The organism is Frigoribacterium sp. 9N (assembly GCF_902506305.1).
Classification (GTDB): Bacteria; Actinomycetota; Actinomycetes; order Actinomycetales; family Microbacteriaceae; genus Frigoribacterium.
Genome location: NZ_LR733391.1, coordinates 159,076 through 175,752, shown reverse-complemented (window position 1 = coordinate 175,752; position 16,677 = coordinate 159,076). Strand labels below are relative to the sequence as shown.

Sequence of the window (16,677 nt, the reverse complement as noted above, 5' to 3'; positions counted from 1 at the left end):
CTGCGGGCACTGCACCGCGAGATGGTCACAGCGCCAGGTTTTCTCCTGGTGCTGTGACCATCTCGTGGCGGTGTGGCGGTGTGGCGGGCAGGGCCGTGGTGGCGGTCAGAGGGCGGCGGCGACGGCTGTGGCGGGTCCGCGGGCGCCGATCGTCGCGGCACCGACGGCCGCCACGGGGAACCCCGGCGGCAGCAGCTCGATGCGCGACGACAGCTCGAGCGAGGCGAGGAAGGGCGACCCCGCCGCCCACCGGTCGAGCACCCCGGCGACGTCGTCGAGCAGGGGTCGTCCCAGGTTGCTGAGGCCGCCGCCGATCACGACGGAGTCCACGTCGGTCGTCAGGACGAGGAGGCGCACCGCGGCCGCCACCCCCGCCGCGAGGTCGGCACGCACGCGGACGGCCTCGGGGTCGCCGGCGTCGGCCGCCGCGAACAGCGCCACGGCCGGGTACGCCCCCTCGGTCGGCCAGTGACGGGACACCGCGGCGCCGGCCGCGACGGTCTCGAGGCAACCGCGCTGCCCGCAGGGGCAGAGCTCGCCCCCGGGGTCGACGGGGACGTGACCGATCTCGCCCGAGACGCCCCGCGAGCCGCGCCAGAGTTCGCCGTCGACGACGAGGCCGGCAGCGAGGCCGGTGCCGAGGTTGAGGTAGCCGACGGACCCCGACAGCGACATGGCGAGGTACGCGCCGAGCGCGGCCGCGTTGACGTCGTTCTCGACCCGGACCGGGACCCCGAGCCGGGCGCTCAGCGTCGGCCCCACGGCGACGTCGTCGAAGCCGATGTTCACGGCGTGCCGCACGCGACCCGTCGTGCCGTCGACGAGGCCGGGGATGCCGACGCCGACCGACTCGAAGGCCTCGACGGCGACGCCGGAGCGGTCCGCCAACGAGGCGACCGCCGTGGCCGCGTTCGTCAGCACGGCATCGGGGCCGAACCCCGTGGGTAGGCGGAGGCGATGGACGGGGGCTCCGGACCCGTCGACGACGACCGCGTCGATCTTGGTACCGCCGATGTCGAGGCCGACCCTCACGGCCACTCCGTCGACCCGGCTGCGGACGGTCCCGCCGGCGCACCGCCGACGGCGCCGTGAGGCGCGGCGACGGACACGGTGGCGAGCGTGGACATGTTTGTTAGTAAAGCTTACGAACCTGGTCGCGGCAAGGGGGGCATGGCCCGTGGAACGCCGTGTTTCGGGTGTTGACCGCCGGTGTTTCGTGTGCGTAAACTCGCCGCCACGCACCTTGACACGTGTTTGTAAGGCCCATTTACTAACGGCACGCCACCATGGCGACGCCACCCGGCACCGCTGCCGACGGGCCCTCTCACCGGGTCCGAGGTCGGCGACGATGCCGAGACGAGAGGACGCGCCCGTGACCAGCACGACGATCACCCGGCAGCAGCAGCCGCCGGTCCGCGCCCACAACCGGTCCCTCCTCCTGCAGGCCCTGTACCGCGACGGCTCCATGAGTCGAGCCGACCTCGCGCGTCGCTCGGGTCTGACGCGCCCCACCGTCTCCGCCCTCGTCGCCGAACTCATCGACGACGGCATCGCCCGCGAGCTCGGCGTCCGCGACGACGCGCGCGTCGGAAAGCCGGCGACGCTCGTCGGCATCGAGTCGGACGCCTTCCACATCGTCACGGTCGACCTGTCGAGTGCCGAGCGTTTCGTCGGGGCCGTCGTCGACCTGCGGGGCGGGGTCGTCGAGCGCGCCGGGGTCGAACTCGACGGGGCCGTCGGCGAGGCCGCCGTGAGCCTGGTCGAGCGGCTCGTCGACGACCTCGCCTCGCGGACGACCCGCCGGCTGCTCGGGGTCGGCGTCGCGACTCCCGGCATCGTCGACCACGACGGCGTCGTGCGCACGGCCGTCCACCTCGGTTGGTACGACCTCCCGCTGCGGTCCCGACTGTCGGCCCGCACCGGTCTGCCCGTCCACGTGGGCAACGACTCCAACGCCGCGGCGATGGGCATCCGCACCTTCGGCGAGGAGGTCGGGAACGATGAGACCGGGCGGGGCGCGACCGGACCCGGCGCGACCGGACCGGCTGCAGCCGGGCAGAGCGGCGACGGGCGGTCTCCGGCGGGCCAGAGCCTCATCGTCGTCACGATCGACCACGGTGTCGGGGTCGGGCTGATCGTCGCCGGTGCGCTCGTCGAGGGCGACCAGTTCTCGGCCGGGGAGATCGGGCACGTGACGGTCGACGAGAACGGCGACGTGTGCGCGTGCGGTCGACGAGGCTGCCTCGAGGAGGCCATCGCCGCCCCGCAGCTGAGGGCGCGCCTCCGACAGCACGACGAGGGGTCGCGCGGCGCCGTCCTCCACGAGGCCGGTCGCGCGCTCGGCCTGGTGCTCGCCCCCATCGTCAGCGCGCTCAACATCGACGAGGTCGTGCTGTCGGGCCCGGCCGACCTGGTCGAGGGCGCGATGCTGCGCGCAGCCCGCGAGACCGTCCGGCAGCGCACGCTGTCCGCCGTCAGCAACGGCCTGACGATGCGGATCGCGGGCAGCGGCACCGACCTCGCCCTGCGAGGCGCCGCGTCGTTCGTGCTGCAGGCCGAACTGGGGCTGACGTGAGCCCGGCGTCGGCACGCCCGGCGTCGGCACGCCCGGTGCCCGGCTCGCCCGGTGCCCGGCTCGCCCGGGGCGACCGCCCCACCACAGACCTCGGGGGTCCACCCCCGGAGGCGGCGAGGGCCTCGGCCCGTGCCGCATTCCCGACCCGACGCTTGTGCGAGCGCGGGCCGGGACCACAGCGATGCGGCATCCCCGCTTCGAGAACGAGGAGATGAAATTGCGAATCCAACGCTACACGGCGGTCGGGGCCCTGGGCCTGGCCGCGGCACTCGCCCTGTCCGCCTGCTCGAGCTCGGGCACGGGCGGCAGCTCGTCCGACGAACCCCAGGCCGTGCCCACCACCAAGGGTGACGGCAAGACCCTGACGGTCTGGGTGATGACGGGCGACTACACGCCCGAGACCATCGATGCCGTCAACGAGGAGTTCACGAAGCAGACGGGCGCCGACGTCGACGTCCAGATCCAGCAGTGGGACGGCATCACCACCAAGATCAGCACGGCACTCGCCACGAGCACCCCACCCGACGTGCTCGACCTCGGCAACACGCAGGTCGCCAGCTACGCGGCCAACGGTGCACTCCTCGACCTGACGGCGTACCGCGACGACCTCGAGCAGGGTCAGACCTGGTTGACGGGCCTCGAGGAGCCCGCGACCGTCGACGACTCGCTCTACGCCGTGCCCGGCTTCGCCGGTGCCCGCGCCGTCATCTACAACAAGACGATGTGGGCCGAGGCCGGCGTGACCGAGGCGCCCACCACCTACGACGAGCTCACCGCCGACCTCGACAAGGTGAAGGCCGCGAACACGGCGTCCGACTTCTCGGCGTTCTACCTGCCCGGCCAGTACTGGTACGCGGGCATGCAGTTCGTCTGGGACGCCGGCGGAGAGATCGCCACGTCGAGCGACGGCACCTGGAAGGCGGGCCTGGCGAGCGACGAGGCGCAGCAGGGACTGGCCGACTTCACCGAGTTCCAGAACGCCTACTCGACGCCCGCCTCGCAGACCCTCGACACCGACGCGCCCGACCAGACGCAGGTCTTCGCGGACGGCAAGACGGCGACGATCCTGCACACCAACGGCTCGATCGACCTGATCCAGAAGGCCAACCCCGCCCTGACCGACGACGACTTCGGCACGTTCCCGATGCCGGGCAAGTCGGGCGAGACGCAGCCGGTCATGCTCGGCGGCTCGGACTGGGGAATCGCGGCCAAGAGCCAGAACTCCGACCTGGCCCTGCAGTGGACCAAGATCGCCACGAGCCCGGACATCCAGAGCGAGTGGGTCGTGGGCAACGACGGCTGGATCCCGAACAGCGAAGAGGGCATCGAGGCGGCCGGCAGCGTGGTGACGCCGATCCAGAAGGGCTTCTTCGACGCCGCGCTCAACTCGAAGGCCACCCCCGCCAGCGCGAACTGGGCGGCCCTCGAGGGCGACAAGAGCATCAACCAGCTCTTCTCCTCGGTGGTCTCGGGCTCGAAGTCGCCCGAGGCGGCCGCGAAGTCCTTCGACGAGGCCACCGACGAGGCGCTGAACGACTAGCACCGAGCCCTCGGCAGCACCCCGGGGGCGTCACGCGACCACCTGATCGCGTGACGCTCCCGCCCCCTCGACCCGCACCTCCTGGACTCGAACCGAAAGAGGAACCGTGGCCCTCTCGATCGCCCCCGGTCTCACCGAGACCCCGCCCGGCGCGGCACCCGACCAGATGGGCGGCCGGCGCCCGAAGGCCGAACGGAAGGCCCCGGTGCGCCCCGGCGGGAAGCGCCAGCTCGCCCCGCTCTGGCTGCTGTCGCCCGCGGGCATCGTGCTGCTCGCCGTGACCGTCGCGCCCATCGTGTTCCTGGTCTTCACGTCGTTCACCGACTACGACCAGCGCTCGCTCTTCACCGGCGCGTACGACTCGGTCGGCGTGCAGCAGTACGCGACCCTGCTGGCCGACACCGACTTCTGGTGGTCGCTCGTCCGCACGCTGGTCTTCACGGCCGCGATGGTCGGCGGCAGCGTCCTCATCGGCACGGGCGTCTCGCACCTGCTCACCCGGCTCGGCACGCCGATGCGCTACACGGTGACCGTCGTGCTGATCCTCGCCTGGGCGATGCCCAACGTGGCGTCGTCGATCGTCTGGAAGTGGCTGTTCCAGCCCGGCTACGGCGTCGTGAACTGGCTGTTGACCCGGACCGGCCTGGTGGGCGACATGACCAACGTCGACTGGTCGAACGACGCGGCCCTCGCCTACACGAGCATCTGGCTGCTGATCGTGTGGCAGGCGGTGCCCTTCATCGCGCTGACCATGTACGCCGCCGAGACGCAGATCCCGCTCGAGTACAAGGAGGCCGCGCGGCTCGACGGGGCGAGCGAGTGGCGCGTGTACCGGACCGTCACCCTGGTCTTCCTCAAGCCGACGCTGCTGCTGATCACGATCCTGTCGATCATCTGGGACTTCAACGTCTTCAACCAGATCTGGCTCGTCTCGGCCGGCGGCCCCGACGACGCCACCTCGACCCTCGGCGTCTTCACCTACGTCACCGCGTTCGTCGGCTTCGACATCGGGCAGGGCGCCGCCATCTCGGTGGTCACCACCCTGCTGCTCGTCGTGTTGACCGCGTTCTACGTCCGCAACCTCGTCCGATCCGGAGAAGACCTGTGACCACGACCGCACCCGCCGGCGTCGGCACCACGACGACCGAGACCGTCGCGCGCGACGAGAGAAGCAAGGAGGCGCGCTCGGGTCACGGCACCGGCCGCCCGTCGCCCGCCCGCCCGACCCGTCGCCGCCGGAAGCCCCGCGGGGTCAGCAACGCGATCGCGAACGTCTTCAGCCTCGTGTGGCTGTTCCCCGTCTACTGGATGGTCAACACGGCGTTCAAGCCGCGCCCCGAGGTGATGACGGCCACCCCGCTGTTCTGGCNGACCCGACCCGACCCGACCCGCCCCGACCCGACCCGGTCCGGCACCGACCGGATCAGCTGCCGCGCGGTGCCGACCCCCGGGCCCGACGTCCCTCGAGCACCCCGGCGAGCAGCACCACGGCCACGCCCACCACGGGCACGAGCAGCAGTCCGTACCGCAGCCCGGCCGAGTCCGCGACGAACCCGACGACGGGCGGCGACGCCAGGAACCCCAGCCGCAGCAGCCAGCTCACCAGCGTCAGCCCCGTGCCGGCCCGGAACCCGGGCAGGTTGTCCGCCGCGTGCATCGCCGCCGGGATCAGGGTCGCGACGCCGAACCCCGCCGCCGCGAAGCCGACGATCGTGCCGATCACCGACGGGAACGCCAGGGCGATGCCCATGCCCACCGCGACGAAGACGCCCCCGGCCCGGGCGACGGCCTTCTGGCCGAAGCGGTCGACCATGCCGTCGCCCAGCAGTCGTCCGACGAACTGGGCCCCCTGCAGCGAGACGAACCCGAGGGCGGCGACGGTCACGCCGGCCCCGAGCGACCCCAGGTAGAGCGCGGCCCACGTGCTGCCGGCGTCCTCGACGACGGCGCCCGACGACGCGATGACGACGAGGGCCAGCAGCACGCCCCACTTCGCGACGAACCCGGGCGAGACGCGGCGACCGTCACGAGCCGAGGAGGCGCGGGTCGCGTCGTCGACGGAGCCCGCCCCGGTGGTCGAGCCGGCCCGCGCTTCCTGCGCTCCGCCGTCGGGGGAGTCCGTCGCCACGGGTGCGGCCGCCGCCCCGGCGCCCGCGGTCACGTCGTCGCCGGGCAGGACCGCCGCGTCGGCCGTCTCGGACGGACCCTCGGCCGCCCCCTCGGCCGGTTCGGGCCCGGCGAGCAACAGCGGGTAGGCGACGAGCGCCACGACGGCGAAGATCAGCGCCGAGGCCCCGAGGTGCCAGACGATCGGGATGCCGAGTCCCGCCGCCGCCCCGCCCATCAGCCCGCCGAGGACGGCTCCGATGCTCCACACGGCGTGGAACGAGTTGAGGATCGACCGGCGGTAGCGGTACTGCACGCGCAGTCCGTGCGAGTTCTGCGAGACGTCCACGATGGCGTCGAGGGCACCGGCGAGCAGGAAGCCCGCGGCGAGCAGCCCACCGACCGGGGCGATGCCGGCCAGCAGGACGGCGACCCCGGTGACGACCGTGCCGACCACGGCCACCCGTGACGACCGAAGGCGGCGGATCAGCCACCCGGCGCCGAGCCCCGCGACGAGCGCGCCGACCGGCATCGCCGCGACCGCCAGGCCGAAGTCGGCGTTGGACAGCTCGAGGCCGTCCTTGATGGCGGGGTAGCGCGGGAGGAGGTTCGCGATCAGGGCGCCGTTGGTGAAGAAGAGCAGGGCGACGCCGAGTCGGGCGCGGCGGTCCTCGCGCGTCGGCACGGTGCGGGCCGGCGCCGCGGGAGAGGTCGTCGATGACGTCATGGTGTACGAACGTACACTAGGGCCGGGCGGCGGCGGACCGCTCGCGGGGACGCGCCGCCGAGGTGATCAGCGAGGCGCCCGCGACCACCACCAGCACGACGATCATCGCGCTGCGCAGGCCCACGTGCTCGCCGACGAAGCCGAGCAGCGGCGGCCCGACCAGGAACGCCACGTAGGCCATCGTCGCGACGGCTCCGACCGCCGTGGTCGGGTCGTCGCCGTCGGCCGCGGCCGAGACGGTCACCGGGAAGCCCAGGGCGGCACCCAGACCCCACAGCACGACGGCGACGCCCGCGACGACCACCGAGTCCGCGAAGACGACGAGGGCGATGCCGACCGCCGAGACCAGTGCGCTGGCGCGCAGCACCGTGGCGTGCCCGAAGCGGGCGAGCAGCGGTTCGCCGAGGAAGCGGCCGACCGTCATCGCCGCCGCGAACGCCGTGAAGACGACCGTGCCGGCGGTCGCCGAGACCCCGTGCCCGTCGACGAAGAGCAGCGGCAGCCAGTCGTTGGCCGACCCCTCGGCCAGGGCGAGCGCGAGCACGATCAGGCCGAGCAGCACGAGCCGGCGGTCGCGCCAGACCGCGAGCGACCCGGCGAGCCGGGCCCGCACCCCGGAGGCGCGCTCGGCCCGCTCGTCGGAGCGTCCGGTCGAGCGCGGCACGATCGGCACCGCCCAGGCCAGTGCGGCGCCACCCGCGAGCGCGACCCCGAGCAGGTGCCACTGGACGGGGACGTGCGTCGCCGTCAGCAGGATGCCGAGGCCGGCCCCCGCGACCGTGCCGAGGCTGAAGCAGCCGTGCAGCACGGGCAGCACCGAGCGGCCCGAGGCGGTCTCGATGGCGGCGCCCTCGATGTTGACGGCGATCTCGGCCAGGCCGACTCCCGCACCGACCAGGGCGAGGCCGACGAAGACGCCGGGGGTGATCGAGAGCGAGGCGGCCACGCCGACCAGGGCCACGCCGGCGACCAACGCGCTGCCGCCGATCGCCACGGCGCGGTGGGCTCCGTGCCGTCGCACGATCGGGGCGGACGACACGATGCCGCCCATCGACCCGATCGACAGGCCGAAGATGACGAGGCCCATCTCGCCCGTCGACGCCTGCAGCAGGTCGCGGATGGCCGGGGTCCGCACGACCCACGAGGCGAGCGAGACGCCGACGACCGCCATGAAGACGAACACCGCCGCCCGGCGTCGGGCGAGCTCGGGGCTGAACGGCGGTCGGTTGGTCATGGGTCCAGTGTGTACGTTCGTACGCTCGTCGTCTAGGGTGTCGTGCATGACCACCACCGACCACTTCGCCGGCGACCCGCGCACGAACCACGAGCGGATGCTCGCGGGCGACCTCTACATCGCGGACGACCCCGAGATCGCGGCGCAGCAGCAGCGGGCGATCACCTTGCAGGCGCGCTTCGCCGCGGTCTTCGCCGACGACGTCGACGCCGCGCAGGCCGTCGCGCGCGAGCTGTTCGGCAGCCTGCACGAGACGGCCCACGTCCGGCCGCCGGTGTACGTCGACTACGGCAGCTCCATCACCATCGGGGCCGGCACGTTCGTCAACTACGGCCTGACCGCGCTCGACGTGGCCCCGATCACGATCGGGGCGGACTGCCAGATCGGCCCGAACGTCCAGCTGCTGACCCCGACGCACCCGGTCGAGCCGCAGCCGCGTCGGGACAAGCTCGAGGCCGCGAAGCCGATCACGATCGGCGACAACGTCTGGCTCGGCGGCGGCGCGATCGTGCTGCCCGGGGTGACGATCGGCGAGAACAGCGTGATCGGCGCCGGGGCGGTGGTGACGAAGGACGTCCCGGCGAACGTGGTCGCGGTCGGCAATCCGGCCCGCGTGCTGAGGAGCATCTGATCGTGGGCGCCGTGCGACGTACCGAGCCCGACCGTCGTGACCGCCTCATCGACGTGGCGCTCGACGTCGTGGCCGAGGTCGGCGTCGCCGGCGCCTCGCACCGCAAGATCGCGGCGCGCGCCGACGTGCCCCTCGGTTCGATGACGTACCACTTCGACGGCATGGACGAACTGCTGCACGAGGCGTTCTCGCGCTTCGCCGAGACGATCATCGTGCGGTTCGAGCGCCGGCTCGGTGCCGCGACCACCCGCGACGACGCCAAGGAGGCGGTGGTCGCGTTGGTCCACGACGACCTGACCGGCCCTGCCGCGGTCCGCGACCAGGTGCTCAGCTACGAGCTCTACACGCTGGCCGCGCGGGAGCCGAGGTTCCGCGAGATCACCCGCGAGTGGATGCGCCGCAGCCGGGTCGAGCTCGAGCGCCACTTCGACCCGGACACCGCCCGCCAGGTCGACGCCCTGATCGAGGGGCTCTCGATCCACCGTGCCCTCGACCCGTCCCCGCCGAGTCGTGCGCTGACCCGCGAGGCCGTGGACCGCATCACGCGCGCCTCCTGACCGTCGCCGGCTGCGCCTCCTGCGGTTCCGCTCGACATGGCCACAAACCGAACTGTGGTCGCCCCCGGATGCGACGCACAGTAGCTAGGCGCTCTAATGGAACAGGTGCAGAAGATGCACGGCGGTGAGAAGGTACGCACCGGATCGGGACGAGAGTCGAGAAACCAGTGGACGCAGAGAGCGACATGTCGCGCCGCGCCCCCGAGGTCGACGCTCCCGGGGCCACCGGTTCGGACGCCCCCGACACGGCGTTCGGCGACTTCAACGTCTCCAGCGACTTCGGCGAGGTCGGCGACGTGACCCGCACGGCGGCGGCCGACCTCTTCTTTGGCGACTTCGCGCCCCCGCTCGACCCCGACCTGGTCTTCGAGTGCTCGGCGTCCATGAACGGCGAACACGGTGCGGTGGCCCTCTACGAGGACCGCGTCATCGTCGAGAGCCCCGACGAGCCCGACGGCGAGGCCGTGTTCTCGACCGAGACGGTGCGGGCCTGGTGGCTGGTCGAGGGCGAGACGTTCTTCGCGCTGGTCGTCGAGGCCGACGTGCTGCACCGCACGCGGCTGCCGACGGGCTTCAAGGCCGTGCTCAAGGCGGCGTTCACGAAGGCCTTCGGCCCGGCGACGAGCCCCGCCGGCGCGTGAGCCCCACGCACCTCCGCCCCCGCTTCGGGGCTTCGGCCCGGTCAGGGCGTTCTTTCAGGGGCCCGGTCATGGCAGGATCACTGTGATGGAACCCGAACAGACCCTGCCCCCGGTGCGTTCCGAGATGGGCGGCCGCGACATGGACCAGGCGCGCGCCCTGTTCGAGGACACCTACAACGGCGCCGGGTTCCGCACCGACACCCGGCAAGAGACGTTCGCCTACCGCTACACGACGGCGGGCGACGAGGACATGACCCTGCGGTCGGCGATGTTCCTCGGGGACATCCGCGGGGCCATCCAGCCCGAGCGCGAGTACGTCGTCGCCTGGATCACCGCGGGCGAGGGCCGGGTCGACGTGGGCGCCGAAGAGGCCGCGTTCGAGATCGGCCGTCCGCTGATGTTCCCGACCGGCAAGGCCTTCGAGTTCGAGGTGCGCGAGTACCGCCAGAACCTGGTGCACTTCGACGCCGCCTACCTCGAGCGCATGGCCGCCGAGCACGAAGGGGCCCTCGCCGGGCCGTTGCAGTTCGACCACACGGCCGTGCCCGACCTGGCGAACCTGCGTCGTTGGCAGTCCACCATCACCAACGCCGCGAAGACCATCCTCGGCGGCGAGTCGACCGAGCTGCTGCGCTCCGAGCTCAAGCGCGAGTCGGCGTTCGCCCTGCTCGACACGTTCTCGCACCGGTCGATCGACCTGCCGCCCGCCCTGCTCGTGCCGCGCAACGCCCGGCTGCGCGAGGCGGTCGAGTACCTGCACACGCACTCGCACCTGCCGGTCAACATGACCCAGCTGGCCGAGTCCGTGCACCTGACGCCGCGAGGGCTGCAGCAGGCCTTCAGCCGACAGCTCGGCGTGACGCCCACCGAGTACCTGCGCACCATCCGCCTCGACCACGTGCGGGCCGAATTGATCGAGCTCGCCCCGGGCGAGGCCACCGTCGGCGCCGTCGCCCAGCGCTGGGGCTTCACCCACCTGAGCCGCTTCACGGCGTCGTACGTCGGACGCTTCGGCGAGTACCCCAGCGCGACGCTGCAGCGCTGAGCCCGCGCGGTCAGCCGCGCTGGCGCGAGCAGGCCGCGCCGCGCCTCCTCGGCCGTCCCGCCAGCCGGGCACGCCGCCACGATGTAAACAGTCCGCCACGTCTTTGTGTGGCGGACTGTTTACTTCATGGCGGGATGGGGCGTGGCGCGACCAGCCCACCAGCCACCACGCCAGGAGGTGGACACCGCGCCACGGGAAAACCTGGCGCCGTGACCACGTCCTGGCGCCTTGACCACCTCCTGGCGCGGTGCCCGTCACCCGGCGGCGTGCGCGCGACGCGGGGCAGCCCCCTGGAGGCGCGGGTCGCCACCCGACGCGGGTCGCGCCCGATGGTGCGCGAGGCGGGTCGCGTCAGCCGCGCAGCGCGGCGGCGACCCGGTCCCACCAGGCGGCCGACGCCGCGCGGGTCCCGTCGAGGCGGTCGGCCCACGCCGAGCGAACCGCATCGCGCCCGGCCCAGGCCGCCAGCGCGACCACGTCGGCCTCGCCCGCGAGCAGCTGCGCGGCCGAGACGACGCTCGTCTGCCCGAAGTTGCCGAGCGCCCCGGTCAGCTTGATCGTCGTGTAGTCGTCGACCGCGAGCCCGACCGTCGGCACGCCGCCCGCGACGGCGAACACGGCCGGGTGGTAGCGGCTCGTCAAGTGGAGGGCCGCCCCGCGGGCGAAGCGGGCCGCCGCGGGAGAGTCGGTCGTCGGTTCGACCCGCGCCGGCACGGTCAGCTGGTCGAGCACGGCCCGGTGCAGCAGCGAGTCGCCGCGCTCCTCGGTCGGGTCGAGCGAGCCCCAGTGCGCGAGGAACACGACCTCGAGCCCCGCCTCACCGGCCACCCGGTCGAGCAGTCGGGCGACGGCCGTGGCGAAGGCTCCCCGGTCGGCGTCGCCCACGTGCGCGGACAGGCTGACGGCGAGGTACGGCGCCGCCGCACCCGCCGCACCCCCGGCAGGAGGCGCGGCCTCGAACCCGAGGAAGCTCGCGTCGTCCACCGTCCCCACGGTCGTCGTCGGGTCGACGCCGAGCGACCGCACGAGCTCGAGAGACGCGCCCTCGCGCAGGCCCACGAGTGCGGCGGCGTCGAGCAGTTCGGTGACGAGCTCGCGGTCCTCGCCCTCGAGCACCGGCCCGATGGTCTGCCCGCTGACGACCAGCGGCTTGTCGAAGCGTCGGGCGATGAGTCCGAGCGTGTTCCGCTCGTAGACGTGCATCGGCCAGAGCGAGGCCATGTTGCCGCCGCCGGCGACGAGCACGCCGTCGGCTTCGCGGACGGCCTCGACCACCTGCCAGGCCGGGTCGTCCTGCGGGAGGTGACCCGCGCCTCCGTCGATCGCCGACAGCACGCGGGCGCGTCGCTCGCGCTGGCCGAGCCGGCCGCCGGTCGTCGCGGGGTGGAAGCCGATCGCGGGCACGGCGTCGATGCCGTACCGCTCGGCGGTCTCGGCCGGGTTCGACGAGACGCCGGTGATCGTGGCGCCGCGGGCGCGCAGCTGCACGGTCGCCTCGTGGAACATCGCCTCGTCGCCGATGTGGACCATGCCGTCGAGCACGCCGACGTCTCCGATGGTGACGATTCGCACGGGTGGCACCTCTCGCTGCGGGACTCGGCAGCGGGATCGATGCCGCCCACGACGGTACCGGACCCCCGCGGCGCCGAGCACACCGTGCGGCCACCGTGCGGCCACCGGGCGGCGATAGGCTCCACCAGGCCCCGGGCTCCGCGGGCCGGGCACCGCACCACCACCCCGCCGCACCCGAGAGGCACCGCCATGGGCATCCAGACCTCGCTCGACGCGATCCACGAGGCCGACCGCCTGGTCGACTCGATGCGCCTCGCCGACGACCTCGCGCTCGACGCCGCGCGCACCGGCGGGGCCCGGACGATCCGCGTGCTGCGCGGCGCCCTCGGCAGCCCCGACCAGCTCGTCGCCATCGCGGCGACGAACGCCCTCGCGCAGGTCTTCGACGAGCAGGCCGACGTCGTGCTGAGCGATCTGCTGTCGAGCGACCGCACCTTCCTCCGCGAGCACGCCGCGTCGGCGCTCAGCCAGCGGCTGCCCCGCTACGACACGGTCGGTCGGCTGATCGGGCTCGTCGTGGCCGGGGGCTTCACCGGCATGGTCGCCCAGCGCACGCTCGAGCAGTGGTCGTCGGCCGCCCCTGCCGTGGTCGGCGTCGCCCTCGAGGGCGCCCTGATCGGCGTGCACGAGCCCGACGCCCGGTACCGCCTGGTCGAGACGCTGGGCCTCGTGCGCGCCCGCATCACCTCCCGCCCGCTGCTGACGATCGCCCGCGACCGGGGCGAGGACGAGCACGTCCGCGTCGCCGCCGTCTCGGCCCTCGGCCAGCGTCGTGGCGACCAGGCGGTCGCCGCCGTCGTCCACGAGCTCGCCCGCCACGACGGCTACCTCGGCGACGTCGCGCGCCTGTCCGCGATCGACCTCTCCGCCCCGGACGAGGTGCCCGACGGCCACCGGGTGCACGACCGCGGAGTCGAGGACGGACCCGACGGCGACCACCCCGCCGGGCGCGACGGCCTCACCATCGCGCAGCTCTTCCTGCACGCCGACATCGACGCCGGCCTCACCCACGCCGGCAGCGGCGACAACGGCGGCATCGCGACGCTGCTCGTCCGGCTCGGCGACGCGCTCGCCGCGGGCGGCGTGCTCCCCGCCGGAGCCGTGCTCCCCGCAGGAGGCGCGGTGCAGGCCCTCGGCGACTGTCGCGTCGAGCGGGTGGTCACCCTCTCGCGCGGGTCGGCGGACGCGGCGGTCGAGAGCGTCCACGATCTGGCGACCCGCGCCTCCGGACACGTCTACGGACGCGTGCCGCTGCTCAGCGACCCCGTCTCGTCGGCGACCGCGTGGCCGCTGCGGGTGGCGGCCCGGCGCGGCATCCGGCGGGTGCTGCGCGCCGCGGGCGGCGTCGACCTGCTGCACCTGCGGATGGCCGACGTGGGCAGCCTCGCGGCGGCCGACGTCGCCCGCGAGCTCGACATCCCCGTCGTCTTCACGGTGGCACCGGACCCGCACGCCGTCATCCAGTCGCTCGACCTGTCGGGCGCGCTGACCCGCGAGACCTTCGGCGACGTCGACGAGGTCGAGCACTTCTGGTTCCGCACCCGGCTCGTCCAGCAGCTCGCGTCGAACGCGTCGCACACCGTGCTGTTCCCCCGGCCCGAGCTCGAGCGCGACATGCGCGAGCTCGTCGGCATCGACGTCACGTCGCACCCCGAGCGCCACACGATCGTGCCCGAGGGCATCGACCTCGGCGTGGTCGACCGCTCGGTCGCCGAGGCCGCCGAGCACGCCGCGGGCCTGCCCGCGACCCCGCCGCTCGCCGAGCTGGGCGCGCTGCTCGAGACCCTGCCGCCCGAGCGTCGCGGTCTGCCGCTGCTGGTCAGCGTCGGACGACTGCACCGGGTCAAGGGCATGGCGACGATCGTCGAGGCCTGGGCCGACGGACCCCTGCGGGATCGCGCGAACCTCCTGCTGATCGGCGGCGACCTCGAGCACCCGAGCGCCGACGAGCGCGAACAGCTCGACCTCATCGACGCGATCGTCCCCGCGAGCCGGCACCGCGCCTCCGGACTCCTGTTGCCCGGCCACCGGCCGAACGACACGGTCGCCCGGTGGGTCGCCGCGGCCCGCTTCGGCCTGCCCGGGCTCGCGGCGCCCCGCGGCGTCTACGTCTGCGGCAGCCTGAAAGAGGAGTTCGGCATCGCCCTGCTCGAGGCGATGGGCTCCGGTCTGCTCGTCGTCGCGCCGCAGGGCGGCGGGCCCTCGACCTACGTGCGTCAGGGCGACACCGGCTGGCTCACCCGCACCTGGGACGTCGACGCCCTGCGCCTCGCGATGGGCGAGGCGCTCACCGCGGCCTCGGTCGAGACGACGGAGGCGCGCGCGGCCCGGTCACGCGACACCGTCGAGCGGTCCTTCACGATCCAGGCCATGGCGCGGTCGCTGTCGGGCGTCTACGACACGGTGCACCACGACGAGCTCGAACAGCGCGAGTGGAGCGTGAGCGCACGATGACCCTGCTCGTCGTCAGCCCCGACTACGCGTCGCACCTGCTGCCGCTCGCGACCCTGGCCACCGAGTGGCGCGACCGGGGCGAGCGCGTCGTCGTCGCGACCGGCCCGGCCACCGCCGCCATCGTCGAGTCGTTCGGCTTCGAGCGCGTGCACCTGCAGCTCGGGCGCGGCTCGAACCCCGGGGTGATCCGCGCCGAGGAGCAGGTGGCCGAGGAGGACGCGTCGCTGCGCGGCTTCTTCGACGCCACCCGGCTCGGCATGGTCGAGACGCTCTCGTACCAGGCGCGCGAACGCCTCACCGACCTCATGTGGCAGCCGGTCGCCACGGCCCGGGCGGTGCTCGACGTGGTCGCCGCCGTCCGGCCCGACCAGATCGTCGTGGACCACCTCGCGTTCAGCGCCCGGCTCGCGCTCGTGGCCGGCGGCGTGCCGTTCGCCGACGTCGTGCTGGGGCACCCGACCGCGCTGCCCGTGGGCGACGAGGTGTACGGCTGCCCGCCCGAGTGGCCCGCGGCGTTCGGCGGTGCCGGCGCCGGTGCTGGTGCGGGTGCCGGTGCCGGTGCCGACCCGGCGCTGGCCGGAGGCCGCACCACCGTCGAGGCGTCGAACCGCCCCGGAACGTGGTTCGACGACGCGAGCGTGGTGCGAGCCGCCGGAGATGCGTCGGTGGCGCGGGCCGACGCCGGCGCCGCGCCCGAGGGCGTCGCCGGGCTGCGCGAGTTGTGCGAGCGGGTCGACGCCTCGTTCACCGCCGAGTGGAACGCCGCGCTGGCCGAGCTCGCTCCGCACCTGCCGCCGTCGACGAGCGCCTTCGGCGAGCACGGCGACCTGCTGCTCTACAACTACCCGGGCGAGCTGGCCGACCCCGAGCGCGAGGCCCTGCTGCCCCCGCACGTCTGGCTCGGATCGGCCGTGCGTGCCGAGCCGGTGGACGCCGAGGTCGCCGCCTGGCTGGCCGGCGGCGCCGACCGCGCGCCCGCGCCAGCGCCCGACCTCGACCCCACCCCCGATCGCGACCTCACGTCCGATCCCGACCCCAACCCCACGCCCGCCCCGTTCGTCTACGTCAGCTTCGGCAGCTTCCTCTCGGTGCGGTCGGACGTGCTCGGGCGCGTGGCCGAGGCCCTGCGTCGGGTCGGGGTGCGGGCCGCGATCGCGCTCGGCTCGGGCGACCGGGCCGACCTCGGCGAGGTGCCGAGCGACTGGCTCGTCCGCGAGTTCCTGCCGCAGGTGACGCTGCTCGACGCGGCGACCGCGGCCGTCACGCACGGCGGCAACAACAGCGTGACCGAGGCGATGACCGCGGGCGTGCCCGTCGTCGTCCTGCCGTTCTCGACCGACCAGTTCGCCGGGGCCGCCGCCCTCGAGCGCACCGGGGTGGGCGTGGCGCTCGCCCCGAACACGGCGACGGTCGACGAACTGGCGGAGGCGCTGCGGCACGTGCTCGACCTGCCGACGCGCGACCCCGGTGCGGCCGGGCGCCTGGCCGGGCTGGCGGCGTCCCTGCGCGAGACGCCCGGACGGGCACGAGCCCACGCGGCGCTGACCGGGCGCGGCTGACCGAGACGCCCGGACGGGCACGAGCCCACGCGGCGC

The 16,677-nt window shown here is 73.8% G+C and carries 13 protein-coding genes; 9 read left to right on the top strand and 4 right to left on the bottom strand.

The window, feature by feature from the left end:
- Positions 1-105: 105 nt before the first annotated feature.
- Positions 106-1,032: an ROK family protein gene (locus ARTHRO9V_RS01305; protein ID WP_159825065.1), complete on the bottom strand. Its 927-nt coding sequence runs from the start codon at positions 1,030-1,032 to the stop codon at positions 106-108.
- A gap of 340 nt (positions 1,033-1,372) precedes the next feature.
- On the opposite strand from ARTHRO9V_RS01305, the gene ARTHRO9V_RS01300 reads away from it, so the two are divergent.
- From ARTHRO9V_RS01300 to ARTHRO9V_RS01290, 3 genes are all read left to right on the top strand, one after another.
- Positions 1,373-2,575: an ROK family transcriptional regulator gene (locus ARTHRO9V_RS01300; RefSeq protein WP_201298899.1), complete on the top strand. Its 1,203-nt coding sequence runs from the start codon at positions 1,373-1,375 to the stop codon at positions 2,573-2,575.
- Positions 2,576-2,792: 217 nt separating this feature from the next.
- Positions 2,793-4,115 (top strand): extracellular solute-binding protein, encoded by a 1,323-nt coding sequence (locus ARTHRO9V_RS01295; RefSeq protein WP_123571471.1) that lies wholly within the window; start codon positions 2,793-2,795, stop codon positions 4,113-4,115.
- A 106-nt stretch (positions 4,116-4,221) separates the two neighbouring features.
- A complete protein-coding gene (locus ARTHRO9V_RS01290) occupies positions 4,222-5,223 on the top strand; it encodes a carbohydrate ABC transporter permease (protein ID WP_201298898.1) in 1,002 nt (333 codons plus the stop codon).
- Positions 5,224-5,538: 315 nt separating this feature from the next.
- Here ARTHRO9V_RS01290 and ARTHRO9V_RS01285 read toward each other — a convergent pair whose 3' ends face one another.
- On the bottom strand, positions 5,539-6,948 hold the full coding sequence (locus tag ARTHRO9V_RS01285; protein ID WP_159825061.1) for an MFS transporter: 1,410 nt from the start codon (positions 6,946-6,948) through the stop codon (positions 5,539-5,541).
- A 16-nt stretch (positions 6,949-6,964) separates the two neighbouring features.
- Entirely contained in the window at positions 6,965-8,182 is a 1,218-nt protein-coding gene (locus ARTHRO9V_RS01280) for an MFS transporter (protein WP_159825059.1), read from the bottom strand.
- Between the two features lie 46 nt (positions 8,183-8,228).
- Here ARTHRO9V_RS01280 and ARTHRO9V_RS01275 point away from each other — a divergent pair, with 46 nt between their 5' ends.
- The 4 genes from ARTHRO9V_RS01275 (at position 8,229) to ARTHRO9V_RS01260 (ending at position 11,056) form a co-directional block, all read left to right on the top strand.
- Positions 8,229-8,813, top strand: coding sequence for a sugar O-acetyltransferase (locus ARTHRO9V_RS01275; RefSeq protein ID WP_159825057.1), 585 nt, complete (start codon positions 8,229-8,231; stop codon positions 8,811-8,813).
- An 11-nt stretch (positions 8,814-8,824) separates the two neighbouring features.
- Positions 8,825-9,370, top strand: a complete 546-nt coding sequence (locus ARTHRO9V_RS01270) for a TetR/AcrR family transcriptional regulator (protein WP_159825055.1) — start codon at positions 8,825-8,827, stop codon at positions 9,368-9,370.
- 167 nt (positions 9,371-9,537) lie between these two features.
- On the top strand, positions 9,538-10,011 hold the full coding sequence (locus ARTHRO9V_RS01265) for a hypothetical protein (RefSeq protein ID WP_159825053.1): 474 nt from the start codon (positions 9,538-9,540) through the stop codon (positions 10,009-10,011).
- Between the two features lie 85 nt (positions 10,012-10,096).
- The gene (locus tag ARTHRO9V_RS01260; RefSeq protein ID WP_056044714.1) at positions 10,097-11,056 is read left to right on the top strand and encodes a helix-turn-helix domain-containing protein; all 960 of its coding nucleotides are present in this window, start codon (positions 10,097-10,099) and stop codon (positions 11,054-11,056) included.
- Positions 11,057-11,407: 351 nt separating this feature from the next.
- Here ARTHRO9V_RS01260 and ARTHRO9V_RS01255 read toward each other — a convergent pair whose 3' ends face one another.
- On the bottom strand, positions 11,408-12,628 hold the full coding sequence (locus tag ARTHRO9V_RS01255) for a polysaccharide pyruvyl transferase family protein (protein ID WP_159825051.1): 1,221 nt from the start codon (positions 12,626-12,628) through the stop codon (positions 11,408-11,410).
- Between the two features lie 189 nt (positions 12,629-12,817).
- Between ARTHRO9V_RS01255 and ARTHRO9V_RS01250 the strand changes: the two genes are divergently transcribed.
- Positions 12,818-15,082 carry a glycosyltransferase gene (locus ARTHRO9V_RS01250; RefSeq protein WP_159825049.1) on the top strand — a complete coding sequence of 755 codons (2,265 nt, stop codon included), beginning with the start codon at positions 12,818-12,820 and terminating at the stop codon, positions 15,080-15,082.
- Positions 15,079-16,641: a glycosyltransferase gene (locus ARTHRO9V_RS01245; protein ID WP_236556829.1), complete on the top strand. Its 1,563-nt coding sequence runs from the start codon at positions 15,079-15,081 to the stop codon at positions 16,639-16,641. Before ARTHRO9V_RS01250 ends, ARTHRO9V_RS01245 begins: the two co-directional genes overlap by 4 nt.
- The last annotated feature ends 36 nt before the right edge of the window (positions 16,642-16,677 follow it).